Origin of the sequence: Acidovorax sp. 106 (assembly GCF_003663825.1) — a bacterium.
GTDB lineage: Bacteria > Pseudomonadota > Gammaproteobacteria > Burkholderiales > Burkholderiaceae_C > Acidovorax.
The window spans coordinates 4,289,953-4,313,343 of record NZ_RCCC01000001.1; the positions used below are offsets into that span (position 1 = coordinate 4,289,953).

Below are 23,391 nucleotides of genomic sequence, written 5' to 3' on the forward strand. Positions count from 1 at the left end.
GATGGCGCAACCCTCACGCCACACGCTGGCCCCACGGGCCCACTCACTGCGCGCACGTTTGTCACTGTGGCTGGCGGTGCAAAGCCTGGTGGGGCTGGGCGCAGTTTGCCTGGTTGTGTACCTGGTGATCGCCTTGAACCAAACGGCCCGGCAGGACGAAGCCTTGGCGCAAAAAGAGGCGATCGTGCGGCACCTGCTGCTGAACACCGACGAACATGCCCCGCCGCGTGCCGACGCAAGGGTTGCCAGCGCACCGCCGCAGCACCCCCTCAATGACTTTGTCATCGGGCATGAGAACTTCCGCCTCATTGTGCGCACGCCCAGTGGGGCGCTGGTGTTTCCGGCTGTGCTGCCAGATGCCGATGGCGCGCTGCGTGCCAGCAGAGCGTTTGAGGTGCCGCCGCCCGAGGGCGGTGGTCAGGGCTTCAAGGTCTCGCTGTCCATGGACATCACCTCCGATGCACGCCACCTGCAACGGCTGGGTATCACGCTGGCGGTGGCGGCCTTGGTCGGGGCCTTGCTGATCTCGCTGGGCGGGTTCTCCATCGTCAGCTATGGGCTGCTGCCGGTGCGCAAGCTGGCAGTGCAGCTGCAGTCTCTGTCGGCCAGCAACCTGCGCACTCGCCTGGGCGTTACAGGGCAACCCTCCGAGCTGGTGCCGCTGCTGGCACAGTTCAACGACCTGCTGGGGCGGCTGGACCTGGCCTACCAGCAACTGGAGGGCTTTAACGCCGACGTGTCACACGAGTTGCGCACCCCCTTGGCCACCTTGTTGGCCAGCAACGAGCTGGCGCTGCGCCACCCTGAACGGTTTGAGATGGGCGAGGTGCTGGCCTCCAACCTCGAAGAGCTGCACCGCCTGGCGGGCATGGTGAACGACATGCTGTTCCTGTCGCAGGCCGATCGCGGCGCACTGGCCCGGCGCACCCCTGTGCCCAGCCTTGCGGCCCTGGCGGCACAGGTGGCCGAGTACCACGAAGCGGCCCTGGCCGAGGCGGGGCTGCGGCTGCGCATTGAGGGCGACGACACGGGGCGGTTTGACGAACCGCTGCTCAGAAGGGCGCTGTCGAACTTGTTGGCCAATGCCACCCAATACGCCAAGCCTGGCAGCGAGGTGCAGGTTCGTATCACCCCGCTGGCGGGCCATCAGGTCCGATTGGTGGTGGGCAACCAAGGTGATGCGGTGGCGCCCCAGGTGCTGGAGCGCATCTTTGACCGATTCTTTCGGGCAACGGCCTCGCGGGCCCATGGGCAAAAGAACCATGGCCTGGGGCTGGCCATCACTGCCGCCATCGCGCGCATGCACGGCGGCCAACCCACGGCCCGCAGCGATGGCGGGCACACCGAAATTGGCATAGAGCTGACGCAAGGTAACCCCTGATACAGCTCAGCTGCAGGGACTGCCATTTGCTATATTTTCAATAGCTGCCAGCGCTTATTTATCGGGCGCCAGAGGCCAAAATCAATGAAACTGGAAGCCCTATGAGCCTTGAACAAGTTCTTGGCCCGCTGCCAAACCAAGCGGCTCGGCGCCCTTGGCCATTTCATTCGGCTTCGGGTGGCTGCAGGGGCCGAGGCCGCCGTTTGCCGGTGCCGCCCCAGCGCAGCGCGTCTTCGCCGGGGATGCCCAGAGGGTTGTTGGCTGGCTCGGTCAGTGGCGCCAGCAGGGCTTGCAGGTCAGCCTCGCTAAATTTCACCGCGCCCTCTGCATCGTGGCCCAGCACGCCCTGGGCCAGTGCGGCCTTGCGGGCCTGCAGCTCCAGCATCCGTTCTTCAATGCTGCCTTCCACCACCAGCTTGTAGACGAACACCGGCTGGTCTTGCCCGATGCGGTGGGCGCGGGCGGTGGCTTGTTCCTCCACGGCAGGGTTCCACCACGGGTCGAGGTGGATCACGGTGTCGGCGGCGGTGAGGTTCAGGCCCACGCCCCCGGCCTTGAGGCTCACCAGCAGGATGGGCGCGCTGGCTTCGTCCTGTGCCTGAAAACTCTTGACCACGGCACCGCGCTGGCCCGACGGCGTCTGGCCCGTGAGGGTGAGGTAGGGCAGGGCCAGTGCGCTGAGCGACTCTGCCGCCAGCGTGAGCATTTCGGTGAACTGCGAGAACACCAGCACGCGGCGGCCTTCATCGACCAGGGCGGGCAGCATGTCGGCCAACAGTTCGAGCTTGGCGCGCTCCATCGCCTGCGCGGTCCTTTTTGCCGCCGGGCCGCCCCAAGACAAAAAAGCGTCCCCCTCGGGGGGCCGCGACCCGCGCAGCGGCGGAGCGTGGGGGGCTTGTTTTATGCCTTTTACCAATCTGGGGTCACAGCACACTTGGCGCAGCTTGAGCAGGGCGTCGAGGATGGCGATCTGAGAGCCCTCAAAGCCTTGTCGCTCCAGCGCACGGCGCACCTGCTTGTCGGCCGTGGTGCGCACAGCCTCATACAGCTCGCGCTGCTTGCCTTGCAGTTGCACGCGCAGGATGGTCTCGGTGCGCGGCGGCAGTTCGGTGGCCACGTCCTGTTTGCGGCGGCGCAGGATGAAAGGGCGCACGCGCTGTGACAGCAGCTGGGCGCGCAGGGTTTCGCCGTTTTCCTCGATGGGCTTGCGCCAGCGGGCGTTGAAGCTGCGCACATCGCCCAGAAAGCCGGGCATCAAGAAGTCAAACTGCGCCCACAGCTCGCCCAGGTGGTTTTCCAGCGGGGTGCCCGTCAGGCACAGCAGATGCGGGGCTTGCAGGCGGCGCAGGGCGCGGGCGCTGCGGCTGCCGGCGTTCTTCACCATCTGTGCTTCGTCCAGGATCAGCAAGTGAAAGGGCTGCGCGGCCAGCGCGTCCACATCGCGCCAGAGCAAGGGGTAGGTGGTCAGCACCAGGTCGTGGTCAGCAATCTGCAGGTAGCGCTCGCCCCGGCGGGCCCCGTGCAACACCAGCACGCGCAGGCCGGGGGCCATGCGGGCGGCTTCGGCCTGCCAGTTGAACAGCAGCGAGGTCGGCACCACCACCAGCGCGGGCCGGGCCAGACGAGCGGCTTCCTTTTCAGCCAGCACATGGGCCAGGGCCTGTGCGGTTTTGCCCAGGCCCATGTCGTCGGCCAATATGCCGCCCAAGCCTTGTTCGCGCAGGTATTGCAGCCAGGCCAGGCCCTCCAATTGGTACGGGCGCAGTTGCACTTGCAGCCCCTGCGGTGCGGCCACAGGCTGGGGCGTGCCGATGCGGCGCAGGCGCTGGGCCAGGTGGGCCAGGCCTGCGTCGCCCTGCAGTTGCCAGTCGTTGCTCCAGCCGTTCACGGTGCCTACGCGGTGGGCCTGCACCAGCCCGGCGCGCAGGGCCTCGATGCGGCGGGCCTCCCAGGCGCCCAGGTGCAGCGGGTCGCCGTCCTTGCGCTGGTTACGGGTAGGGTCGGTCAGCAGGTCCACCATCGCGCCCACAATGGCCTTGAGCGGCCCGGCGGGGGCCTCAATGCGTTTACCGCCCGGGGCGCGCAGCTTGATGATGGCCAGGTCGTCAATGGCGGCCATTTGCTGGGCGTTGAGCCAGCGCGCATCGCGGCGCAGCAGGTCGGCCAGCAGCGGGGCGAGGTCTAGGGTTTGGCCGTCAATCTCAATGCCCAGCGTCAGCAGCCAGGCGCCTTCGCGCTCGGGCAGCATGAGCTTTTGCACGGGGCGTTCGCGCGAACCCAACTGGCCGTCCACTTCCTTGCCCAGCAGCTCGCCCGTGTCGGGGGCGATGTGCAGCTTCCAGCGCAGCACGGGCACGCTTTCGTGCGCAAAGCCGGGCCGCACCACCACGCTCCACCCCTCAGCGCGCAGCTGGGGAATCTGCTCGGCCCAGAAGTCGCCAAAGTGCGCTTCTTGCGGCAGCGTCCACACGGGGCCCAGCGTGGCTACAGCGGCGCGGTGGCGCCATTGCAGCTTGCTCGCGTCCACGGGGATCAGTCCCAGGTCCCACACACGGTCCATGGCGTCGGATTCAGCCGCCAGGTTGCGCTGCATGCGCACCACAGGGCCGCCGGTGTCAAACAGGTCCTGCACAGGGGCAGGGCGGGCGTTCAGGATCGAGGTAGGCGCAGGCGCCTGCCAAGTGGCGCCGCCATCAGTGCGGTAGGTCCAGTCAATCTGCACCAGCGTCACGCTGTCGCCGCGCGGCCCGAGCTTGCCCTGCGGTTGCAGGCCCAGCAGGCCATCGCCCCGGCCCAGCGTCATCAGGGTGATGCGGGGGGTGAAATGGCCTGGGGCAATACCCGTGTCGGCGTCTTTGGGCTTGGCCGCAGCTGTGGCGCTGGGCCATGGCCCGGGCTGCGCCGCGTGGGCATCGCCACGCAGCAGTGCCATCACGCGGGCGGCCTCGGCGTCGCTCAGCGGCGCCAGGGCTTGCAGCTGGGCGCTGCTGGCCTGGCTGCGCAGGGCCTGTAACCACGCCTGCACGAGGGCAGCGCGGTCAGACCGGGGCGGAATGGGCTCTGCAGGGTGGGCGCCAGGGGCAGACATAGGCTGCTGATTGTGCCGTGCTGGCCAGAGGCCCAGCACCGGCGACCAGAACCAGGCTCAAAACTCCCAGGCCATGCCCAACTGGCTGAAGGTGCGGCCATTGCCTCGGCCCACAGCGGCAGAGACCTTGAGCCCATCGGCCACTTCATAGCGCAGGCCCACGGCCTTGTCGGGGCGGGTGTGCCGCTCCCCATACACCTCAGAGGTGAACTGCAGCCGCTGCGCCAACGGCAGCTCGTACCCCACGGCCCAGGTGGCAGCGTTGACACGCACGCCATCCATCTTGGTGGATTTGCGCCCCGCGTTGAGGTGCAGCACCTGCTCGTTCGCAAAGCGGTAGGTCGCCAAGCCGGTGAGCGCGTATTCGCGGTGGGTCAAACGCACCGGGGTGGCATGGTCGCGCACGCGGGTGTGCCCCACATCCAGCCGCGCCCCCAGGGACCATCCCGTTTCGTTTTGCCATGGCACCCATTTCAGCCCCAGCCCACGCCCTCGCAACGTGGTCGATGGTGCGGTGCTGCGGTCTTTGGCCCGTGCCAGCGAGACTTCCATTTCCAGGTTGGGCAAAACCCCTGCGCCCCACAGCAGCTCGCCCCCCCGGGTTTTGCCATCGCGGCCGATGCCAGCCTCCAGCTTCATCGCGCCTTGGTCCAGGGTGCCTGCGTCGTCGGTGTGCATCGGTGCCTCGGCATGTGCGGCCAGGGCGCTTGCCAGGCCCAAGAGCGCTGCGCACAGGCGCACCGTGCCTATGGGGTGAGGGGGTTGAAGTTGGGTTCTCATCGGGGGTCTCTCTCTCGGGGCATTTTTATGGGGTGGCTCTTTGGCCTTGCGGGGCCAAAGGGCCCAGCACCGGATCTGGCCAACAAAGCTCAATACAAAAGCCTTGGGCACAATCGGGTAAAGAAGTATGCCCGCCATGTGCGCGGACCACCAGATCGGTCAAAACCAAGCCCAGCCCACGCATGGCACTGCCCTGTGCGTAAGCTTGCTGCCGCAGCGCCTGCTGCAGATCCGACTTGGTTTGCAGGGTGCAGCCGTCGCCGTCATCCTGCAGGCGCAGAACAGTCTCTGCGCCCCTGCTCCATGCCGTGACTGAAACTGTGCGCGCGTGGAAACGCTGGGCGTTGTCCAGCAGGTTCAGCAAAGCGGCCGCAAGCAGATCGGGGTCGGCAAAGAGAGGCTCTTGCGCTTGGATCTGAATGTTCAAATCGTGGAACGAGAGCGACCGGATAAATGGTTCCAGCTCAATCGGCTGGCGCTTTGGCTCGATGCCGCTGCGAAACATCATCAGCAACGCCTGCATCACACGCCCCAGACGCCCAGCGGCTTCGCGGGCCCGCACCAGGCGGGGGCGAATGGCTTCGGGGGCCTCCTTGATGGCCAGGGCCAGTTGCACATCAATACCCGCCACAGGCGTGCGCAAGGCATGGGCAGCATGGGCGGTGAAGGCACGCTCGCTCACCACACGCCGGGCCAGCCGCTGCCCCAGCTCAGCCACCGAAGCTTCGATAGGCACCAGCTCCGCCCTGGGCTCAGCGCGGGGCGTCGTCTCGGGGCGCAGGGGGTCGTAGCGTTGCACATGCTGGCTCAGGGCCCCCAGCGGGCTGAGTTCCTGGCGGATGCGCCAGCTCATCCACAACGCCGAGAGCAACCCCAACGAAAGGGCTGCGCCCAGCGTGTAGAGCACCACCTCGCTGCGTGCCTCATCGCGCTCATTGCGGCTTTGCGCTACCACCAAATAGCGCGTGGTCTGTGGGCTCAAGGGCAAGGCAAAAGCGCGCCATTGACCATCGGCAGTCCAGAGGGCTTTGGCGTCTGCCTTCGCCAGCAAAGGCTGTGCAGGTGCCTTGTGTGAGCGCTGCCGCACCTCGAACGTCACTGCGTCGATCACTTGCCGGACCAAGTGCTCCTCGTACCCAAAGTGCGGGCCGGCAGTGGCGTTCAACGGGCCACCTGCCGATTCGGCAGGCTGGGCCGCCAACATCCCATGAAAAATCTCGGCAGTCTCGCGCAGCTCCTGGTCCATCAGCTCACCCATCTCATGGGCCATCACCAGCCAGACAACCAGGGTGGTCAGCAAACCAAAAGCAATGGCAGTCCACAAGAGCGATTGCGTCAACCGGCCAAGAATGGACGGAGGATGGGCCGCGCGCAGGCCATCAGCCAATGGCATGGGGTGCCTCTATCCGGTAACCTAAGCCACGCATAGTCTGAATCAGCCCTTTGCCCAGTTTGCTGCGCAGGTGAAAAACGTGCACTTGCAGGGCGTTGCTGCTGATTTCACTGTCCAACCCCAGCACCAGCGCCTCCAGGTCGGAGGCTGAAACGGTGCGCCCGGCGCGCAGCACCAAGGCCTCCAGCACCGCCCATTCGCGGGCCGTCAGCTCCACCCGCTGGCCGTGCAGGCGCACGGTCTTGTCGGCCAAAGCCACTTCCACGGCTCCAAACGTCTTGCAAGGGGTGCCACCCGCCATACGCCGGAACAGGGCGCGCAGGCGGGCGCACAGTTCTTCAGGGGCAAAGGGCTTGACCAGGAAATCATCCGCCCCGCTGTCCAGGCCGTGGATGCGGTCGCTGAGCAAATCACGCGCGGTGAGCACCAGCGCCGGGGTCTTGGCCCCTTTGGATCGCAGTCCCCGCAGCCAGTCCAAGGCTGATCCGTCGGGCAAATTCCAGTCGAGCAGCCACGCGTCGTAAGGATCGGAGGCCAACACCCGGGCTTGTGCCAGTGTGGAGCACCAGTCCACCAAGTAACCGTCCTGCCCAAGATAATCCCGCAGGCCTTCGCCCAACGTCAGGTCGTCTTCCAACAGCAGCAGTCGCACCTGGGGCCCTTGTCTCAAAAACGCTGCTTCACACCCGTGACCATCGCGCGCACCAGGCGCACGCGCTCCAGCCTCCCCATGGCAATGGCCGCCACCGCGTGCAATCCTGCAGCCCAAAGCAGCGCTTGCGCCAGGCTTTCGTGCAGTTCCATCAGCCATTCTTCGCCAAAAAATGCGTCAGTGGTTTGCAGCCAGCCCGTGGCGCCCAGGGCCAGCACAAGTGCCATCAACGCCAGCATCATCAAGGCGCCCAGTGGGTTGTGCCCCTCATAGTGCAAGTGCTGACCCTGGCGCAGGGCCTGCACATGGCGGGCCAGTCGGCCAGGGGTGGGGAAGAAGTCGCTGAACCGCGCGTGCCTGCTGCCCACGAAGCCCCACACCAGGCGCGCCAGCACCAGTGCACTGGCGGTGTAGCCCACCCACTCATGCGCAGTTTTGCCGTCTTCCAGCACAAACTGGTTCAAGACCACGCAAGTGACCAGGCTCCAGTGAAAAATGCGAACAAACAAATCCCACACCCTGGTGGCTGAGGGAGCTTGATCAGAAGGGCTAGGGTTCATGGGCAACTCGCTTGGCAATGGCCGGGATCGGTCTGCGCGACGTTGCTTTACTTGCGTTCAAGTTCAGCGCCAGTGGCGGGGTCGAAATAGATTTCCACCTTTTTGCCTGCTTTGTCCAAGCCGTAGATTTCGTAGCACTTGCCCTTGCTGACCTTGAAGGTGCGGATCCGGTAGCCCTGCTTTTCCAGCCCGGCCTTGAAGTCGGCCTCTTTCATCCATTTGTCTTGCGGAACATTGCAGGTGGGGCCAGCAAAGGCAGCAGCAGAACCAAGGGCCAGAACGAGTGCGGTGATGTGCAGTTTCATGGGTAACTTTCAAAGAAGATGAACCGAGAAGGCGCAGGCTGTCTGCCCACGAACTGCATTGGAAGCGGTCAAGATTAAGAGGGGATGAAGGGCGAAGGCCCCTTGAAAAGAGGAGGGGTGCCCGGCGACAGCGCCGCCTGCCAAGGCTCAGTGGCCCAGCGCCAGCGCAAACAACTCGTTGCGAAAATGGATGCCCAGGCGGCCAAAGGCGCGGTTTCGGTAGGTTTTGACGGTGGGCAGGCTCAGACCCAGGTCGCAGGCAATACCCTCTTGCGTCATACCCTGCAGCAGGCGAGTGCACACGTCGAGCTCGCGCTCGGTCAGGCCCGCGTGGGCACGCAGCAGGCGCTCGCGCAGCGCAGGCAATTGCTGGGGCAAAGCATGGGGCGGGGTAGGGGTGGTTGGCAAGGCCACAGGCTGTTGCTGGGCCAGGGCAATGTGCTTGCGCGCTAGGGCTAGCAGTACGGGGGCCACGGTTTCAAAGTCGCTGATCTGCCGGTCCAGAAACGGCCGTTGGTGCTGATGGCGGTAAAAGTTGACGGCAAACACGGCGCCATCGTTTTCGTGCTCGACGATGGAGACCCGCTCGGCCATGCCGTGGGCCTCATACACGCGCGCCTGGTGTTCGCCGCCCACTTCGCTGGCGGTGAGGTGGCACAAGCGGGTGCTGGGAGCGGCTGCGACCGATTCCCCCCAAGTGCGGTCGCTGCGATAAGGGCCTGAGAGGTAGGCCCACCAGCAATCTCGCGTGGTGTCTGGAATGCCGTGGCTGGCAGACATGAATAGCGTGGGTTGGCAATGGCGCCCTGTGCGGTACACCGACCACGACGCTGCGGGCAGCACAGGGGCCAGCTCTTGCAGCAAGCCGCTGGCAAAGCCGGCATCGCCCAACCGCTGGACCATGCCGCCCAGGGCAGCGACCGTGCCGTGAGTGGGCGGCGGCGCAATACCATCGCCCAAGGTGCTTGCTGGGAGCCAGTGCCTCATGGGTGGTATGCAGCGCAACGGCAGTTGAAAGTCATCGTGTCATCTTCAGGGATGACGCGAATCAAGCGCCACAGGGCTTACGCTAGGTTGCGTTGCACCTTGCCAAAACCTCAAAGCCCACTATGACCGAACCTGTCCCATTGCCTGAACCCCGTTTGCGCTTTTTTGCCGACCTGCGCGTGCAGGTGGGCGCACCCCAAGAGGTGGGCCGCACCGTGCATGGCCTGCGCCGCCTGATCCCCATCACCGGTGGCCACGCCACGGGCGATGGCTGGCAAGCGCGGGTACTGGCGGGAGGGGCCGATTTTCAGCTCATCGTGAGCGACACCCTGGCCGAGCTGGACGCCCGCTACACGCTGGAGACCGATGCCGGTGACCTCGTTTATGTGCAAAACCGCGCCTTGCGCTCAGGCCCGCCGGAGCTGATGGCGCAGCTGGCACGTGGCGAGCTGGTGGACCCTGCACTCATCTACTTTCGCTGCAGCCCCCAGTTTGAAACCGCGTCCCCCACCTTGCGCTGGATTGCCGAGCGCCTATTCACCGGCAGCGGCGCCCGTTACCCGGATGCAGTGGCCATGCGCTTTTGGGAGGTGATGTAGACACCTCAGCCCATGCCAGAACGATCAGCTTCTCGGCCCGCCATGGGCCCATCACAGCAATCACACCCAGCACTCGAAAAACACCAGGAGACCTTTGCCATGACACACCAACCCCACCCCGCCCCAACCACCCGCCGCAGCGCCCTCCAGCTTGCCAGCATGGCTGCGGTGCTGGCCACCAGCCTCGCGCCCTTCACTGGGGCCTGGGCGCAAACGGCGCCATACCCCAACAAGCCCGTGCGCATCATCGTGGGCTTTGCCGCAGGCACGGGGCCGGACATCGTGGCCCGGCTGCTGGCGCAAAAGCTCTCGGAGGGCTGGGGCAACTTGGGTGTGATCGTTGACAACAAGCCCGGCGCGGGCGGCTTGATTGCCGCCAGCGAGGCCGCACGCGCAGCCCCCGATGGCTACACGTTGATGCTGGGCGAAACGGGCCAGCTCAGTATTGCCCCCAGCAGCTACAACAAGCTGCCCTACGACCCGCAAAGGGACTTTGCCGCAGTCAGCCAAGTTGTCACCGCAGACTTTGCCTTGCTGGTCAACCCGCAAAAGGTGCCCGCGCGCAACGTCAAAGATTTTGTGGCCTGGACACAGCAGCAAAAGGGGCTGTTCCTGGCCACGTTTGGTGCGGGCACCCCGGGCCACTTTGGCGCCTTCATGTTTGGCGAAGCCGTCAAGCTCAAGCCCGAGCCCGTGCACTACAAAAGCACGGCCGACGCGCTGGGAGGCTTGTTTGGCGGCGATGTCCAGGGCGTCTTTGCCAGCGTGGGCCTGGCGGCCCCCAATGTGAAGGCGGGCAAGCTGATTGCCCTGGGCACCACAGGGGGCACCCGGTCCAACGCGCTGCCCGATGTGCCCACCATGAAGGAGCAGGGGTATAGCGGCCTGGAATTCAATTCGTGGTTTGGCATCGTGGCGCCCAGTAAGACGCCACCCGACATCCTTGCGCGCCTGCAGGCCGACGTGATAAAGGCCGTGCAATCGGCCGATGGCAAGGTCAAGCTGGAAGAAGCAGGCTTTCGGGCAACGGGCACCAGCCGTGAGGAGTTTGCCCGTGTAATTGCGGCCGATGCCGTGACCTGGGGCAAGGCCGTGGCTGCGACCGGGTTCAAGGCCGACTGATCCTGCGCCAGCTTCCGCAAAACACAACAATACGAGGAGTCACCGCCATGCCCCAAGGACGCCCAAAAAATCGCCGGGCCATTCAGACCACGCCCAGCAAAACGGGCCCAGCAATGCGCACCAGCCTCTGGCCCACAGCACTGCTGGCACCGCTGACGCTGGCATTGAGTGCCTGCGGCGGCGGCAGCGCCATGCTGGTCACCGACGCAGCCAATCCGGCGGCCGCTTGTGCCGACCTGGTCGCCAAGGCCCAGCTCGGCGGCACCACGTTGGCCACCAGCTACGTACCTGCGGAAACCCGCCGCCCTGGAGGCGCCACGTCGGGCAGCTTTCTGCCTGGGCACTGCGTGGTCACCGGCAGCATCAACCCCCGCGTGGGCGTGGATGGCAAAAACTACGCCATCGGCTTCCAGCTGAGCCTGCCGGACCAATGGAATGGGCGGTTTCTGTTCATTGGTGGTGGGGGTAATGATGGCGTCTTACGCGACACATCGCTCAGCTCCAGCATCTCGGGCGGCACCGCGTCCCCCCTGCGGCAAGGATTTGCCGTGGTGTCCACCGATGCGGGGCACAGCGGCACCAGCGCCAGCTTTGGTGCCGACCCACAGGCGCGCATTGACCACGCCTACAACTCGTACGACAAAACGGCGGTGGCCTCCAAGTCGCTCATCAGCACCCGTTATGGCCGCAAGCCAGACCGCTCGTACTTCTCGGGCTGCTCGGGCGGTGGACGCCAGGGCATGATGTTCTCGCAGCGGTTTCCAGACTACTTTGACGGCATCACCGCAGGGGCGCCCGCCATGCGCGTGTCCAGCGGCGCCACGGTGGCCGCCATGTGGAACACCATCCAGTTCAATGCCATCGCTCCGCAAGACGCCAGCGGCAAGCGCATCCTGTCGCAGGCCTTCAGCAATGGCGATCTCAAGCTGGTAGCCAATGCCGTCAATGCCACATGCGACGCCGCCGACGGGGTGGTCGATGGCCTGGCGCAAAACTTCCAGGCCTGCAAGGCGTTCGACCCCGCCGTGCTGCAATGCAGCGGCAGCAAGACCGACCGCTGCCTGTCATCAGCGCAAGTGGGCGCACTCAAAAATGTGTTTGCCGGTCCACGCAATTCAGCAGGCAAAGCGTTGTACACGGGCCAGCCCTGGGACGCCGGTCTGGCAGCCTCGGGCTGGCGCAGTTGGACGCTGGGCAACTCCACCACAGCCACGCCCGACGCCCGCTACATCACCCTCATGGTGGACGCGCTGACCAACGAATTTTTCACGCCCCCCGATGTGGAATTCGACCCGCTCAAGTTCCACTTTGACACGGACCCTGCCCGCATGGAGGCTTACTCAGCCATCTACGACACGTACCGCGATGACAAGCTGGCCGCCTTCCAGCAGCGCGGGGGCAAGATGCTGTTCATCCACGGCATGTCAGACCCCATCTTCTCGGCGTTTGACACCATCGACTACTACGAGCGCCTGGCGGCCAACAACGGCGGCATGGCAGCCACCCAGAACTTTGCAAGGACCTTTTTGGTACCCGGCATGAACCACTGCGCTGGCGGGCCAGCCACTGACAATTTCGACTCCATCCAGACCATGGTGGATTGGGTGGAAAAAGGCATTGCACCGCAGAGCATCACCGCCAAGGCCCTGGCCAGCAGCGCTGATTTTCCGAACCGCACGCGGCCCCTGTGCCCTTACCCACAGTTTGCCAAATACAAGGGCACAGGCAGCGTAGAGGATGCCAGCAGCTTTGTCTGCACAGCACCCTAGCGCGCAAAGATGGCAGGCATGGGGCGGACAAAGGCAGGGCGCCCGGTCTGCCCCCTAGTCTGCATCTTGCACAGCCACACTGGCCTTGCAGCAGGGCTGGCTTAGCCTTTGCTTTTGACCAGGCTGTAAATCACCAACAGCACCACTGCGCCGATCACCGAGGCGAACCAGCCAGCGGCTGCGCCTTGTGCATACCACCCCATGGCCGCGCCCACATAGCTGGCCAAAAACGATCCCGCCACCCCCAGCAGGGCCGTCATGATCCAGCCGAGCTTGTCATCGCCCGGTTTGACGGCCCGCGCAATCAATCCCACCACCAAGCCCACAAGCAGGGTTCCCAACAAAGACAGCATGGAGATTTCTTTCAAAAAAACGAGTTCTGGAATGTAAGGCCCGGGAATGGGCCGGGTTGTCAGACAGGGACGCGATCCATGCCATGCGGCATGGGTAGGCCTTGTCTGGCACGCGCTAAAGCCACACGCTGGCAGGCCTAGGCAGCACAACGCCGGATGATAGCGGCCATGGCGTGCAGGTCGCACGCGTCTGATGAAAAGGAGTTGGAATGAAGTACCTCGATTTGCCCCTGGGCCGCTCTGGCCTCGCTTGCGCGGCAGCATCCTTGGCCCTGTGTCTACCAATGAGCACCCTGCATGCACAGACATCAGAGGACGCATCTCTGGCACGGGGTGCCCAAGAAGACAGCACGCCGCAACAGCGCTACCAAACTGCTATACGGGAAGCGGGTGGTGGGCTCAAGATCAGCTTGGAGGAGTGCAAGGCAGCACCGGCGACGGAACGCACGGCTTGCAACGCACAGGCCCGCGCCCGTTACACGGAAGACATGGCCGCAGCTAAGGCGCTATTGAAAAACCCCGAAGCACGTCCCTTGAATGTGACCGGAGGGCCCATCCGTTCCACCATCACGGCTATGGACGTCAAGCCCTGAGCGGGCCGCTGACAGCGGTTGCGAGGGCAGCAAGCCTGCGCGCTGGCTTACTTGCTGTCGTCGGCTTGCTGCGCCGCAAATTGGTTGGCGGCTGACGGCGTGACGCGGCGGGCACCATCGAAGCGGCGCTGCCAGTAGGTCTGGCGCATGTCTTCAACGCGCACTTCCGAGCCGCTGCGGGGCGAGTGGATGAACTTGCCGTCACCCACGTAAATGCCTACGTGGCTGAAGGTGCGGCGCATGGTGTTGAAGAACACCAGATCACCCGGCTGCAGCTCTTTCTTGTCGATGACTTCGGTGGAAGCCGCCTGCTGGTCTGCACGGCGCGGCAAGATCAGGCCCACGGTTTGCTGGTACATGGCCCGCACAAAACCGCTGCAGTCAAACCCGGTTTCGGCACTGTTGCCACCCCGTTTGTAGGGCACGCCCAGGAAACCCATGGCGTTCACCACCAGGTCCGAGGCACGGTCTGCCACGGTGTGTGCCTTGTCTGCCATGCTCAGGCGCACATGTTCCAGTTGGGTGAAAAAGCCTTTATCGGTCAAAAGGCGGTCGATTTCGTCGGAGTTTGCGTCAACGGGGGCCGCATGGGCCGCCGAGGCAAAAACGATGAGAAGTGAGCAAAGCCATTTGGACATGGGGGCGGAGGGTAACACGGTTAAGTGAAAAAACCGCCCGTAAAAACCGTGATTCGTGACCTGAGTCAGGCGTCACACCCTGGGGAGGCTGTCGCTCAGGTGACATTTTTTGCAATCTGGCGCACCCATCACATTGATATCAAGCAGGTCGGCCTCCGCAAAGACGCCTTGGACAAAACCACCGCTGCCAGCAGTCCAAGCCCCCCGCACGGCTCAGCTGCTGCGACAATGCCGCCTGTTTCAATGAATCAACGCCACCGGGGCGATACAACCATGCTGCTCGACGCTGAAGAATCCCAATTGGTGCTGGTGGACTACCAGGAACGCCTGATGCCCGCCATCTTTGAAGGCCCCTCAGTGTTGGCCAATGCCCGCCTGCTGGCCCAAGTGGCGCAAATCATGGAGGTACCGGTGTGGGGCACCGAGCAAAACCCCTCGCGCCTGGGGCCCAACGACGCGCAGTTGCGGGCACTGTGCTCCCGCACCTTGGCCAAAATGCATTTCAGCGCGGCCGAAGAAGGCCTGGGCGAATGGCTGCGCCCCCCTGCCAAGCCGCAACAAGGCGGCAACGCCCGCAGCCTGCCCAAACACCTGCAAAAGCCTGCCCAACAAGCACCAGAGCGCGGCACCATCGTGATCGCGGGCTGCGAAGCCCATGTCTGCCTGCTGCAAACCGCGTTGGACCTGATGGAAGACGAATTTGAGGTGTGGGTGGTGACCGATGCCTGCGGCTCGCGCACCGAACGCAACCGCGACGCTGCATTTGACCGCCTGGCGGGCGCCGGGGCAGAGCTAGTGACCACCGAAATGGTGGCATTTGAGTGGCTGCGCACCTGCGAGCACCCTGACTTCAAGGATGTGCTGGGTCTGGTGAAGTGAGCCGAGCCCAAGCCACTGCACCAGTGGTTTTGAGCCAAATTGGCCTGCAGCGCCCGCTCTATAAGCGCTAGCAGCTACTAAAAAAATAGCAAAAAGGGCATCTATCTCAGGTGCCCTTTTGTATTTCAGCGCAAGCCAGCGCCTGCCGCACCCTCGGCGCGCTGGATCAACTCAATCTTATAGCCATCGGGGTCCGTCACAAACGCGATCACGGTGGTGCCACCTTTGACCGGGCCCGCTTCGCGCGTCACGTTTCCGCCAGAGGCCCTAATCTTTTCACACGCGGCATACGCGTCTGGCACACCCAGTGCGATGTGGCCATAGGCCGTGCCCATCTCGTAGCTTTCCACGCCCCAGTTGTAGGTCAGCTCGATCTCGGCTTGCGCGGGGTTGCCGCCCTCAAAGCCCAAAAAGGCCAGCGAGTATTTGTACTCGGGGTTCTCAGACTGGCGCAGCAGTTGCATGCCCAGCACCTGGGTGTAGAAGTCAATCGAGCGTTGAAGGTTGCCAACGCGCAGCATCGTGTGGAGGAATTTCATCCTCTCGATTGTGCAGGCAAGTCAAAAACCAAGCAGGTGGTGGTGGCGTGGGCGTAGAGCGTGCCATCCGGCCCCACCAGGCGCGCCTCGGCCGTGGCCAGTTGGCGCCCGCTGTGGATCACTCGGGCTTCGGCACGCACGCGCTGCACCTTGGGCGTAATGGCCTTGACCAAGTTGATGCCCAGCTCAGCCGTGGTGTAGCCGCGCCCTGGCTCCATGCGTGTGTGCACGGCGCAGCCCAGAGCGGAATCGAGCAGGGTGGCAAACCAGCCGCCATGCACCGTGCCCATGGGGTTGAGGTGCTCCAGGCGGGGGGTGCCCTGAAAGATGGACATGCCTTCGCCCACTTCCACAATAAAGAAGTCCAGCGTTCTGGCCATCGGGGCGTATGGCAACTCGCCACGCAACATGGCCTGCATTTGCTCCAGGCCATTCAGAGGGGCGATCTGGTCCCGCCGGGCCACACCTGGGCCTAGGCCGGCGTCCAGCGTGGCGAGGATGTCGCGCTCTTGTGCGAGCCAGTGTTCAAGGTGGTTGTGCTGGGTCATGGGTTTTCCTGGTGGGTGGGGTGGTGGAAATCAATATATTGCATATGCAATTATTGCAGATACAATTAAATCCATGCAAGCCGACACCACCCTCCACGAACCTGCTGCATCCCCTGCGTTGGCGGGGGGGCCGCAGGGGTGTACCAACTTCAAGCTGCGCCAGCTGATGCGCCGCGTCGCCAGCCGTTACGACATCGAAATGGCGAAGTGCGATCTCAAGACCACGCAGTATTCGCTGCTGTCGCATGTGCTCAAGCTGGGCCCCATTCGCCCCAGCGATCTGGCTGTGGCCATGAAGATGGATGCCTCCACGCTGACGCGCAACCTGCGCCCTCTGATCGATGCGGGGTGGGTGACGCTGGAGGCCGGTGCCGATGCCCGCAGCCGCCTGGTGCACATCACCGACACGGGCCGTGATAAACGGGCACAAGCACAGCGCCACTGGAAAGCCGCGCAACTGGCACTGAACAGCGCCCTGGGCGCGGAACGGGTGATGGCGCTGCATGCGCTGGTCGATGATTCACTCGCGCTGCTGGCGGCGCTGCCTGCCCAGGAGGCCGATCATGGCGAATAAAGCACACAGCCTAGCTGCTCAGGCCAGCCCCAAAACCAGCGCCACCGCGCCGTTGGCACTGTGGCTTGTGCTGCTGGCTGCGGCTGGCACCTTTGCACTGACCATGGGCACGCGGCAGACCATGGGGCTGTTCCTTTCGGCGCTGAACACCTCCACCGCACTGGGCATTGGCAGCATCAGCCTGGCGTTTGCATTCGGCCAACTCTGGTGGGGCCTGACGCAGCCCTTTGCGGGTGCGGTGGCCGACCGCATTGGCACCGGCCGGGTCATTCTGCTGGGCGTGGCGCTGGTGGCGCTGGGCACCTTCATCACCCCTTATATGACCAGCACCTGGGGCCTGATTTTTGCGATCGGCGTGCTCGCAGCGGGTGGGGCAGGGATGGCCGGTCCCTCCGTGCTGATGGCGGCCACGGCGCGGCTGGTGCCCGCGCACCAACGGGGCCTGGCCAGCGGCATCGTCAACGCGGGCGGCTCGTTTGGCCAGTTCGTCATGGCTCCCATCGCCATCAGCCTGACGGCGGCCCTGGGCTGGGCCAGCGCCATGCAGTGGCTGGGTGTGATGGTGCTGTTGGCATTGCCCGCGGTGTGGGCGCTCAAGGGGAATTCCAATGCGCTCGCAGCGCAGGCTGCGGCGGCATCCGGCCAAAAGGCACTGACGGCCCGCGAGGCCGTGGCCCAGGCGTTGGCCACCCCCAGTTACCGCTATCTGGCGGTGGGTTTCTTGGTGTGTGGTTTCCATGTGGCCTTTCTGGCCACCCATTTACCCGGCGTGATCGCCGCCTGCGGGCTGCCCCCAGAAGTGGGCGGCTGGGCCCTGGCGGTGATTGGTCTGTTCAACATCGTTGGCAGCCTGGGCATGGGCTGGGCGGTAGGGCGCTGGCGCATGAAGTCGCTGCTCTCGCTGCTGTATGCCACGCGTGGCGTCGCGGTGCTGGTCTTCCTTTTGGTGCCCAAAACACCGGCGGTGGTGATGATTTTTGCCGCCGTGATGGGGGTGACCTTTCTCTCCACAGTCCCGCCCACGGTGGGCCTGGTGGCCAAGATGTTTGGCACAGCCAACATGGCCATGCTGTTTGGCATCGTGATGCTGTCGCACCAGATCGGTGGTTTTCTGGGTGCCTACCTGGGCGGCAGTGTGTTCCAGGCCACGGGCAGCTATGACTGGGTCTGGTACATCGACATCGCGCTGGCTGCCGGGGCTGCGCTGGTGAACCTGCCTATCCGCGAAGCACCGCTGGCGCGCAGCACGGCGCCTGCAGTCGCCTGACCCGACGCACTTCATTTTCCCCACCGCCGAAAGCAAACTGCCATGACTTCCCACCTGGCGGCAGCCGCCGCATCGCCTGAAATGTCAAAACCGCTGTACCTGGACGATCTTGCCGTTGGCAACCAGTTCACCAGCGGCGAGCACGCCATGGACGAGGGCCAGATCAAGGCGTTCGCCGCCCAGTTTGATCCGCAACCCTTTCATCTCGACGAAGCGGCGGGCCGCGCCACGCTGTTTGGTGGGCTGGCCGCGAGCGGCTGGCACACCGCCGCCGTGACCATGCGCCTGCAAGTGACGAGCGGCCTGCCGATTGCGGGCGGCATCATCGGAGCAGGGGGCGAGCTGAGCTGGCCCCGCCCCACGCGCGCCACAGATGTGCTGCATGTAGTGAGCGAGGTTGTGCAAATCCAACCTTCCAAATCCAGGCCCGACCGAGGCATGGTCACCGTGCGCAGCGAAACCCGCAACCAGCATGGCGATGTGCTGCAACTCTCCACCGTGCGCATCGTGGTGCCGCGCAAGCCCGCAGCCGACAGCGCGGGGGCCCCATGACCGAGGCCCTGAACCCGCGCACCCGCATGCTGCTGGAGGCGCCCATCGCGCCCACGCTGCTGCGGCTAGCGGCTCCCAATGTGCTGGTGATGCTGGCGCAAGCTGGCGTCGGGCTCATCGAGACCTACTTCGTGGGCCAACTGGGCACGGACGCCTTGGCGGGCATGGCGCTGGTGTTTCCGGTGGTCATGCTGATGCAGATGACGTCCGCAGGCGCCATGGGCGGCGGCATCGCATCGGCGATTGCCCGCGCGCTGGGCGCCCGCCGGCGCCAGGATGCCGATGCGCTGGTGCTGCACGCACTGGTGATAGCGGCGGTGTTTGCGCTCGTTTTCACCGTGGGCGTGGTGGGAGGAGGGCGCTGGCTCTACGCCCGCATGGGCGGCACGGGCGGGGCGCTGGAGGCCGCACTGGTGTATTCCAACTGGGTGTTCGCTGGCGCGGTGCTGGTCTGGCTGTTCAACACCCTTTCGGCCGTGATCCGCGGCACGGGCAACATGGCCGTGCCTGCCTATGTGACGGTGCTGGGCGCCTTGGTCCTGGTGCCGCTGTCGCCCTTGCTCATCTTTGGCTGGGGGCTGCTGCCGGGCATGGGCATTGCGGGCGGTGCGCTGGCACTGATGGCGTACTACGCTGTGGGCAGCGTGGTACTCGCGGCCTACCTCTGGTCGCCGCGCAGCCTGCTTCGGCCATCACTGGCCCACATCCGCTTTCGCTGGGCGCTGTTCAAGGACATCCTGCGCGTGGGTCTGGTGGGCACTGTTTCTACCGTGGCGACCAACCTGGCGATTGGCGTGACAACGGCGCTGGTGGGCGGTTTTGGCACGGCGGCCATCGCAGGCTATGGCACGGCGTCGCGGCTGGAATACCTGCTGGTGCCCCTGGTGTTTGGCCTGGGTGCCCCGCTGGTGGCCATGGTCGGCACGTGCATCGGAGCCGGCCAGCGCGAGCGCGCCCTGCGCGCCACCTGGATCGGTGCTGCGATGGCCTTTGCCATGGCCGAGGCCATCGGATTGTGGGCAGCCACCAATCCAGCCACCTGGCTGCGGCTGTTTAACAGCGACCCGGCCATGCTCGAATCTGGCGCGCTCTATCTGCGCACGGTGGGCCCGGTGTATGGCTTTTTCGGGCTGGGCCTGGTGCTGTACTTTGCCTCGCAAGGGGCAGGGCGCCTGCTGTGGCCCGTGATCGGCAACATCGCACGCCTGGCCGTGGCCGTGGGCGGTGGTGGACTGGCCTTGCATTGGGGCGGCGGCTTGCAGGCCGTTTTCGCTGCGCAGGGCGTGGCGTTGGTGCTCTACGGGCTGGTCAACGCCTGGGCGATTGCGGGTGGCGCCTGGTTTGGCCGGGTGGGGTGGCCACGAAGCATGTCGGGGCTGCTGCGGCGTGTGGCGCAAGCATGATATTGAAGAAAATTGGGCACTGGCGCTTTATCAATAAGCGCTAGCAGCTATCAATACCATAGTAACGACCAACCCACGGCGCCCACCGTTTCACACGGGCACCGTGTAGTTCAGCGTCATGCGGCCGCCGTCCACCGTCACGATTTCGCCAGTGACGTAACTTGCGGCATCGCTGGCCAGCCAGGCCACCACATCGGCAATCTCCGAAGGCTCGCCCAGCCGCTTCATGGGGGTGCGGCTCATGATCTTGCTTTTGGCCTCCTCACTGGTCAGCACCGCCTTGGCAGCCAGCTCCGTAGCAATGGTGCCAGGGGCCACGGCGTTCACACGGATGTTCTTGTCCGCCAGCGCCAACGCCATCACACGCGTGAGCTGGTTCACCCCCCCTTTGCTCACGTTGTAGCTGGAGATACTGGGAATGGTCAGTACGCCGTTGACCGAACTCATGTTGACGATGGCGCCGCCACTGCGGCCGCCATTGTGTGCCGCCATGGCCCGCGCCACCGCCTGGCCCACCAGGAACGACCCCTTGAGGTTGACCCGCAGCACCGCATCGAAGTCCGCCTCGGTCACCTCCAAAAAATCCGCCGCACGGAAGATGCCTGCGTTGTTCACCAGCACATCGATGCGTTCGTAGGCCGCAAGCACCTGCACCACCAGAGCATCCACCTGCGCCTTGTCGCCTACATCGCAGCGCACATACAGCGCACCCAGCTCTGCAGCCAAGGCCTGGCCGCGTGCATCATCCACATCGACGATAACGGCGTGCGCCCCCTCGGCCGCAAAGCGGCGCACACAGGCCTCACCAATGCCTTGGGCACCGCCGGTAACGATACAAACGCGGCCCTGGTGGCCAAAGTGAACAGAAGACGGGGGCGAGAGGGCTAGGCTTGGAGGGTTCATGGGCGTGGATGGTAGCGGCTTGAGGGGAAGCTCGCTGCCACCAAGCGTTGTGTGGTGTCGGCGCGGGCCTTCAGCGCCGCAGCTGCCGGGCGCCCCCCCACTCCGGTGGCGGCTGCCAGGCCCGGATCCAGCCCATCAGGTCTTGCAGTGGCATGGGCCTGGCAATGCCATAGCCCTGCAAGACATCGCACTCCAGATCGCGCAAGGCTTCGGCATGGGCCGGGGTTTCCACCCCCTCCGCCACCACCTTGCGATTGAACGCATGCGCCAGGCTCACGATGCCCCGCACCAGTGCGCGGTCGCGCTCGTTGACGAGCATTTCGCGCACAAAGGACTGGTCGATCTTCACGATTTGTGCAGGCAGGCGCTGCAGGTAGGTGAGCGATGAGTATCCCGTGCCGAAGTCGTCAATGGAGCATTGCACACCCAAATCGTCCAGCCCCTGGATGACATAGGCCACGGCCGAGAGATCGTTGAAAGTCTCGGTCTCTAGCAACTCGACCTCCAGAAACGGCCGGGGCAGGGAAGGGTGCTGCCGCAGCAACCGGGCGACCTCCTGCTGGAACTTGCTGTCGATCAGCGTGGAAACGGCGATATTGATGCTCAAGGGCAGGGGGCTGCCCTGGGCGACCAACGCTTGCCCGGCCTTGAATGCCGCGCCCAGCACCCAATGGTCCAGCTTGCTCGCTACCGGCGTGCCCACAATATCCGCCATGAAAACGCCGGGCGCCAGCAGCCCCCGCTCGGGGTGGCGCCACCGGATCAAACATTCGGCTCCCACAACCTGCCCATCAGAGATCCTGACCTTGGGCTGGAAGTACAGCTCCATCTCACCTTGCAGCAAGGCGTCTTCAACCAACTTGGCCGTGTGCCTGCGCGCTTGCACCCGCTGGCCTTGCTGGATGTCGAACACCGCGATCCGGTCCTTGCCCTGTTCCTTGGCCGCATACAGCGCCAGGTCTGCATGGCGCAGCAAACCGTCGGCGTCTCCCGGGTCGGCGGGATAGAACGTGACGCCGGCGCTGCAGGTCAGGCGCAGTTGCACGTTGTCTAAAACAGCTGTTCGCGCGAGCGACTGGCGCAGGCCCTCCAGCCGCTGCAGGGCCGACTCGGTATCTGCGCAGTCCGTCAGGGCAATGGCAAATTCATCGCCGCCTATGCGGCCAATCAGGTTGTCTGGCCCCGCATCGGCCCTCAGGCGCTGCGCAAAAACCCGCAGGAACTGGTCAGCCAGCGGCTGTCCCCATTGCTCGTTCAGGTCTTTGAACTGGTCGATGTCCAGCATGCACAACGCCAGGATGCCGGGGGTGTCTGTGCGCTTGTGAAGGGCCGCATTGAGTTCCTTGGCGAACAAGCGGCGGCTGGCCAGGCCGGTGAGGGCGTCGTAGTTGCCAAACTGCTGCAGGGCCTGCTCTAGGCGGCGCTGCTCGGTCACGTCCTTGCCCACCGACACCCACTTGCGCACGACGCCATCCGGGTCCTTGATCCCTTCGATGGTGAGCTCCGAGACAAAGGTTTCGCCGTTCTTGCGACGCCGCGCCAGCTCTCCGTGCCAACGACCATCTCGCTCAATGGACTGTGCGACGCGGCGCAAGAAAAGCGCTTCGCCGCCTTCGTCATGGAGCAGAACGGCGGAGGACTTGCCAATCAGCTCTTCGCGCGAGTAGCCCAGCACGCTGGTGTAGGTCGGGTTGACGTCAAGCACCGTGCCGTCCGGTTGCACGATGGCGATCGTGTCTTTACTGTTGACGAACACGCTGGCGGCCTGACGCGCTTCGGCGAGCATGGCTTTTAAGGTTTCGGCGGTCTGCTCCAGGGCTTCCTCGCGCTGGCTGAGTTTCTGCACGTTGTCCAGAAGAAACCCCAGCAGGACCGTACCTATGGGGTAGATCACCACCACAGCGACCCAGGACTGCGCAGTCACTGCCCGAGCGACCTCAGGCGGCAAGGTCTGTATTGCCAGCATGCCTCCCGCCGCCAGGCTCAAGCCAAGTCCGACCAGCCACAACCCATCGGACAAGGTGCCAAAGCGCTGCGTAGAAAAATAAGGCCTGTAGTGCTGCCAAAGCCACCCGATGCCCGTGGTCAGCACAATACCGACCATGGCCGGGCCAGTTCCAATACCACCCAGGCTAAGCCGGTATGCGCCCAGCACGACCGCGCACAGCACAGCCCCCAGGGGCGTAAGGTAGGCACCTGCCAAGCCAGCCATCACTAATCTAGCGTCAACGATCACACCCTCGGCCAGCCGCAGGGGCACGAGCATGGTGAGGATGCCGGTGAACCCAAACATCAGCCCGGTGATCCAGGGCAACCAGCGTTGCCGCGCCTTCCTGATACTCAGGTCGGGATGGCGCAGCGCGCTCAGGGCAATGCTGTACAGCGCGGCCAGAAAACACAACAGGCCCGCGTTCATGCCCATATCCCGAATCAAAGACGTGGTGTCGATGTTCATGGCGCCTTTTGGTGCGGTAGATGGGCCATCATAGGGAAAGATGGCCGCAAT

General features: G+C 64.6%; 23 protein-coding genes. 10 read left to right on the forward strand and 13 right to left on the reverse strand.

Annotated elements, in window-relative coordinates; all coding sequences use genetic code 11:
• Position 1: 1 nt before the first annotated feature.
• A complete protein-coding gene (locus C8C98_RS18845; protein ID WP_121455521.1) occupies positions 2-1,381 on the forward strand; it encodes a heavy metal sensor histidine kinase in 1,380 nt (459 codons plus the stop codon).
• A gap of 163 nt (positions 1,382-1,544) precedes the next feature.
• Here the strand turns inward: C8C98_RS18845 and C8C98_RS18850 are convergent, their stop codons facing one another.
• From C8C98_RS18850 to C8C98_RS18880, 7 genes are all read right to left on the reverse strand, one after another.
• Positions 1,545-4,469, reverse strand: a complete 2,925-nt coding sequence (locus C8C98_RS18850) for a DEAD/DEAH box helicase (RefSeq protein WP_121456387.1) — start codon at positions 4,467-4,469, stop codon at positions 1,545-1,547.
• Between the two features lie 57 nt (positions 4,470-4,526).
• Positions 4,527-5,249 (reverse strand): hypothetical protein, encoded by a 723-nt coding sequence (locus tag C8C98_RS18855; protein ID WP_233574603.1) that lies wholly within the window; start codon positions 5,247-5,249, stop codon positions 4,527-4,529.
• 25 nt (positions 5,250-5,274) lie between these two features.
• Entirely contained in the window at positions 5,275-6,642 is a 1,368-nt protein-coding gene (locus C8C98_RS18860) for a HAMP domain-containing sensor histidine kinase (RefSeq protein ID WP_121455522.1), read from the reverse strand.
• Positions 6,629-7,294 (reverse strand): response regulator transcription factor, encoded by a 666-nt coding sequence (locus C8C98_RS18865; RefSeq protein WP_121455523.1) that lies wholly within the window; start codon positions 7,292-7,294, stop codon positions 6,629-6,631. The genes C8C98_RS18860 and C8C98_RS18865 overlap by 14 nt, the downstream gene beginning before the upstream one ends.
• Positions 7,295-7,308: 14 nt before the next feature.
• Positions 7,309-7,854: a cytochrome b/b6 domain-containing protein gene (locus C8C98_RS18870; protein ID WP_121455524.1), complete on the reverse strand. Its 546-nt coding sequence runs from the start codon at positions 7,852-7,854 to the stop codon at positions 7,309-7,311.
• A 47-nt stretch (positions 7,855-7,901) separates the two neighbouring features.
• Positions 7,902-8,159, reverse strand: a complete 258-nt coding sequence (locus tag C8C98_RS18875) for a PepSY domain-containing protein (protein WP_121455525.1) — start codon at positions 8,157-8,159, stop codon at positions 7,902-7,904.
• Between the two features lie 147 nt (positions 8,160-8,306).
• Positions 8,307-9,146, reverse strand: a complete 840-nt coding sequence (locus tag C8C98_RS18880) for a LuxR C-terminal-related transcriptional regulator (protein ID WP_199726618.1) — start codon at positions 9,144-9,146, stop codon at positions 8,307-8,309.
• Positions 9,147-9,268: 122 nt separating this feature from the next.
• On the opposite strand from C8C98_RS18880, the gene C8C98_RS18885 reads away from it, so the two are divergent.
• From C8C98_RS18885 to C8C98_RS18895, 3 genes are all read left to right on the forward strand, one after another.
• Entirely contained in the window at positions 9,269-9,745 is a 477-nt protein-coding gene (locus C8C98_RS18885) for a DUF3237 domain-containing protein (RefSeq protein ID WP_099741156.1), read from the forward strand.
• A 99-nt stretch (positions 9,746-9,844) separates the two neighbouring features.
• The gene (locus tag C8C98_RS18890) at positions 9,845-10,867 is read left to right on the forward strand and encodes a tripartite tricarboxylate transporter substrate binding protein (protein ID WP_121455526.1); all 1,023 of its coding nucleotides are present in this window, start codon (positions 9,845-9,847) and stop codon (positions 10,865-10,867) included.
• A 47-nt stretch (positions 10,868-10,914) separates the two neighbouring features.
• Positions 10,915-12,636, forward strand: a complete 1,722-nt coding sequence (locus tag C8C98_RS18895; protein WP_233574604.1) for a tannase/feruloyl esterase family alpha/beta hydrolase — start codon at positions 10,915-10,917, stop codon at positions 12,634-12,636.
• Positions 12,637-12,737: 101 nt separating this feature from the next.
• Here C8C98_RS18895 and C8C98_RS18900 read toward each other — a convergent pair whose 3' ends face one another.
• On the reverse strand, positions 12,738-12,989 hold the full coding sequence (locus C8C98_RS18900) for a GlsB/YeaQ/YmgE family stress response membrane protein (RefSeq protein WP_121455528.1): 252 nt from the start codon (positions 12,987-12,989) through the stop codon (positions 12,738-12,740).
• A gap of 209 nt (positions 12,990-13,198) precedes the next feature.
• Here C8C98_RS18900 and C8C98_RS18905 point away from each other — a divergent pair, with 209 nt between their 5' ends.
• Positions 13,199-13,582, forward strand: a complete 384-nt coding sequence (locus C8C98_RS18905; protein ID WP_121455529.1) for a hypothetical protein — start codon at positions 13,199-13,201, stop codon at positions 13,580-13,582.
• 47 nt (positions 13,583-13,629) lie between these two features.
• Here the strand turns inward: C8C98_RS18905 and C8C98_RS18910 are convergent, their stop codons facing one another.
• On the reverse strand, positions 13,630-14,220 hold the full coding sequence (locus C8C98_RS18910; RefSeq protein ID WP_121455530.1) for a C40 family peptidase: 591 nt from the start codon (positions 14,218-14,220) through the stop codon (positions 13,630-13,632).
• A 273-nt stretch (positions 14,221-14,493) separates the two neighbouring features.
• Between C8C98_RS18910 and C8C98_RS18915 the strand changes: the two genes are divergently transcribed.
• Positions 14,494-15,099: an isochorismatase family protein gene (locus C8C98_RS18915; RefSeq protein ID WP_121455531.1), complete on the forward strand. Its 606-nt coding sequence runs from the start codon at positions 14,494-14,496 to the stop codon at positions 15,097-15,099.
• 125 nt (positions 15,100-15,224) lie between these two features.
• Here the strand turns inward: C8C98_RS18915 and gloA are convergent, their stop codons facing one another.
• Positions 15,225-15,638, reverse strand: a complete 414-nt coding sequence (gloA, locus tag C8C98_RS18920; RefSeq protein WP_099655450.1) for a lactoylglutathione lyase — start codon at positions 15,636-15,638, stop codon at positions 15,225-15,227.
• The gene (locus C8C98_RS18925; RefSeq protein ID WP_121455532.1) at positions 15,635-16,186 is read right to left on the reverse strand and encodes a PaaI family thioesterase; all 552 of its coding nucleotides are present in this window, start codon (positions 16,184-16,186) and stop codon (positions 15,635-15,637) included. Before C8C98_RS18925 ends, gloA begins: the two co-directional genes overlap by 4 nt.
• 73 nt (positions 16,187-16,259) lie before the next feature.
• Between C8C98_RS18925 and C8C98_RS18930 the strand changes: the two genes are divergently transcribed.
• From C8C98_RS18930 to C8C98_RS18945, 4 genes are read left to right on the forward strand one after another with little or no spacing between them, the layout of a single operon-like run.
• Complete coding sequence (locus C8C98_RS18930; RefSeq protein WP_121455533.1) at positions 16,260-16,760, forward strand: MarR family winged helix-turn-helix transcriptional regulator; 501 nt, start codon at positions 16,260-16,262, stop codon at positions 16,758-16,760.
• Positions 16,750-18,027, forward strand: a complete 1,278-nt coding sequence (locus C8C98_RS18935; protein ID WP_121455534.1) for an MFS transporter — start codon at positions 16,750-16,752, stop codon at positions 18,025-18,027. The genes C8C98_RS18930 and C8C98_RS18935 overlap by 11 nt, the downstream gene beginning before the upstream one ends.
• Before the next feature lie 42 nt (positions 18,028-18,069).
• Positions 18,070-18,579: a MaoC family dehydratase gene (locus C8C98_RS18940; protein WP_233574605.1), complete on the forward strand. Its 510-nt coding sequence runs from the start codon at positions 18,070-18,072 to the stop codon at positions 18,577-18,579.
• On the forward strand, positions 18,576-19,982 hold the full coding sequence (locus tag C8C98_RS18945; RefSeq protein WP_121455535.1) for an MATE family efflux transporter: 1,407 nt from the start codon (positions 18,576-18,578) through the stop codon (positions 19,980-19,982). Before C8C98_RS18940 ends, C8C98_RS18945 begins: the two co-directional genes overlap by 4 nt.
• A gap of 90 nt (positions 19,983-20,072) precedes the next feature.
• On the opposite strand, the gene C8C98_RS18950 is transcribed toward C8C98_RS18945, so the two are convergent.
• Together C8C98_RS18950 and C8C98_RS18955 are read right to left on the reverse strand one after the other, a co-directional pair.
• Complete coding sequence (locus C8C98_RS18950; RefSeq protein ID WP_121455536.1) at positions 20,073-20,885, reverse strand: SDR family NAD(P)-dependent oxidoreductase; 813 nt, start codon at positions 20,883-20,885, stop codon at positions 20,073-20,075.
• Between the two features lie 70 nt (positions 20,886-20,955).
• Entirely contained in the window at positions 20,956-23,340 is a 2,385-nt protein-coding gene (locus C8C98_RS18955; protein WP_121455537.1) for a bifunctional diguanylate cyclase/phosphodiesterase, read from the reverse strand.
• Positions 23,341-23,391: the final 51 nt, after the last annotated feature.

What these genes read in the sequence shown, in the direction of transcription:
- C8C98_RS18845 (WP_121455521.1), top strand. Translation starts at nt 2, where the DNA reads ATGGCGCAACCCTCACGCCACACGCTGGCCCCACGGGCCCACTCACTG.
- C8C98_RS18850 (WP_121456387.1), bottom strand. Translation starts at nt 4,469, where the DNA reads ATGTCTGCCCCTGGCGCCCACCCTGCAGAGCCCATTCCGCCCCGGTCT.
- C8C98_RS18855 (WP_233574603.1), bottom strand. Translation starts at nt 5,249, where the DNA reads ATGAGAACCCAACTTCAACCCCCTCACCCCATAGGCACGGTGCGCCTG.
- C8C98_RS18860 (WP_121455522.1), bottom strand. Translation starts at nt 6,642, where the DNA reads ATGCCATTGGCTGATGGCCTGCGCGCGGCCCATCCTCCGTCCATTCTT.
- C8C98_RS18870 (WP_121455524.1), bottom strand. Translation starts at nt 7,854, where the DNA reads ATGAACCCTAGCCCTTCTGATCAAGCTCCCTCAGCCACCAGGGTGTGG.
- C8C98_RS18875 (WP_121455525.1), bottom strand. Translation starts at nt 8,159, where the DNA reads ATGAAACTGCACATCACCGCACTCGTTCTGGCCCTTGGTTCTGCTGCT.
- C8C98_RS18880 (WP_199726618.1), bottom strand. Translation starts at nt 9,146, where the DNA reads ATGAGGCACTGGCTCCCAGCAAGCACCTTGGGCGATGGTATTGCGCCG.
- C8C98_RS18885 (WP_099741156.1), top strand. Translation starts at nt 9,269, where the DNA reads ATGACCGAACCTGTCCCATTGCCTGAACCCCGTTTGCGCTTTTTTGCC.
- C8C98_RS18890 (WP_121455526.1), top strand. Translation starts at nt 9,845, where the DNA reads ATGACACACCAACCCCACCCCGCCCCAACCACCCGCCGCAGCGCCCTC.
- C8C98_RS18895 (WP_233574604.1), top strand. Translation starts at nt 10,915, where the DNA reads ATGCCCCAAGGACGCCCAAAAAATCGCCGGGCCATTCAGACCACGCCC.
- C8C98_RS18900 (WP_121455528.1), bottom strand. Translation starts at nt 12,989, where the DNA reads ATGCTGTCTTTGTTGGGAACCCTGCTTGTGGGCTTGGTGGTGGGATTG.
- C8C98_RS18905 (WP_121455529.1), top strand. Translation starts at nt 13,199, where the DNA reads ATGAAGTACCTCGATTTGCCCCTGGGCCGCTCTGGCCTCGCTTGCGCG.
- C8C98_RS18910 (WP_121455530.1), bottom strand. Translation starts at nt 14,220, where the DNA reads ATGTCCAAATGGCTTTGCTCACTTCTCATCGTTTTTGCCTCGGCGGCC.
- C8C98_RS18915 (WP_121455531.1), top strand. Translation starts at nt 14,494, where the DNA reads ATGCTGCTCGACGCTGAAGAATCCCAATTGGTGCTGGTGGACTACCAG.
- gloA (WP_099655450.1), bottom strand. Translation starts at nt 15,638, where the DNA reads ATGAAATTCCTCCACACGATGCTGCGCGTTGGCAACCTTCAACGCTCG.
- C8C98_RS18925 (WP_121455532.1), bottom strand. Translation starts at nt 16,186, where the DNA reads ATGACCCAGCACAACCACCTTGAACACTGGCTCGCACAAGAGCGCGAC.
- C8C98_RS18930 (WP_121455533.1), top strand. Translation starts at nt 16,260, where the DNA reads ATGCAAGCCGACACCACCCTCCACGAACCTGCTGCATCCCCTGCGTTG.
- C8C98_RS18935 (WP_121455534.1), top strand. Translation starts at nt 16,750, where the DNA reads ATGGCGAATAAAGCACACAGCCTAGCTGCTCAGGCCAGCCCCAAAACC.
- C8C98_RS18940 (WP_233574605.1), top strand. Translation starts at nt 18,070, where the DNA reads ATGACTTCCCACCTGGCGGCAGCCGCCGCATCGCCTGAAATGTCAAAA.
- C8C98_RS18945 (WP_121455535.1), top strand. Translation starts at nt 18,576, where the DNA reads ATGACCGAGGCCCTGAACCCGCGCACCCGCATGCTGCTGGAGGCGCCC.
- C8C98_RS18950 (WP_121455536.1), bottom strand. Translation starts at nt 20,885, where the DNA reads ATGAACCCTCCAAGCCTAGCCCTCTCGCCCCCGTCTTCTGTTCACTTT.
- C8C98_RS18955 (WP_121455537.1), bottom strand. Translation starts at nt 23,340, where the DNA reads ATGAACATCGACACCACGTCTTTGATTCGGGATATGGGCATGAACGCG.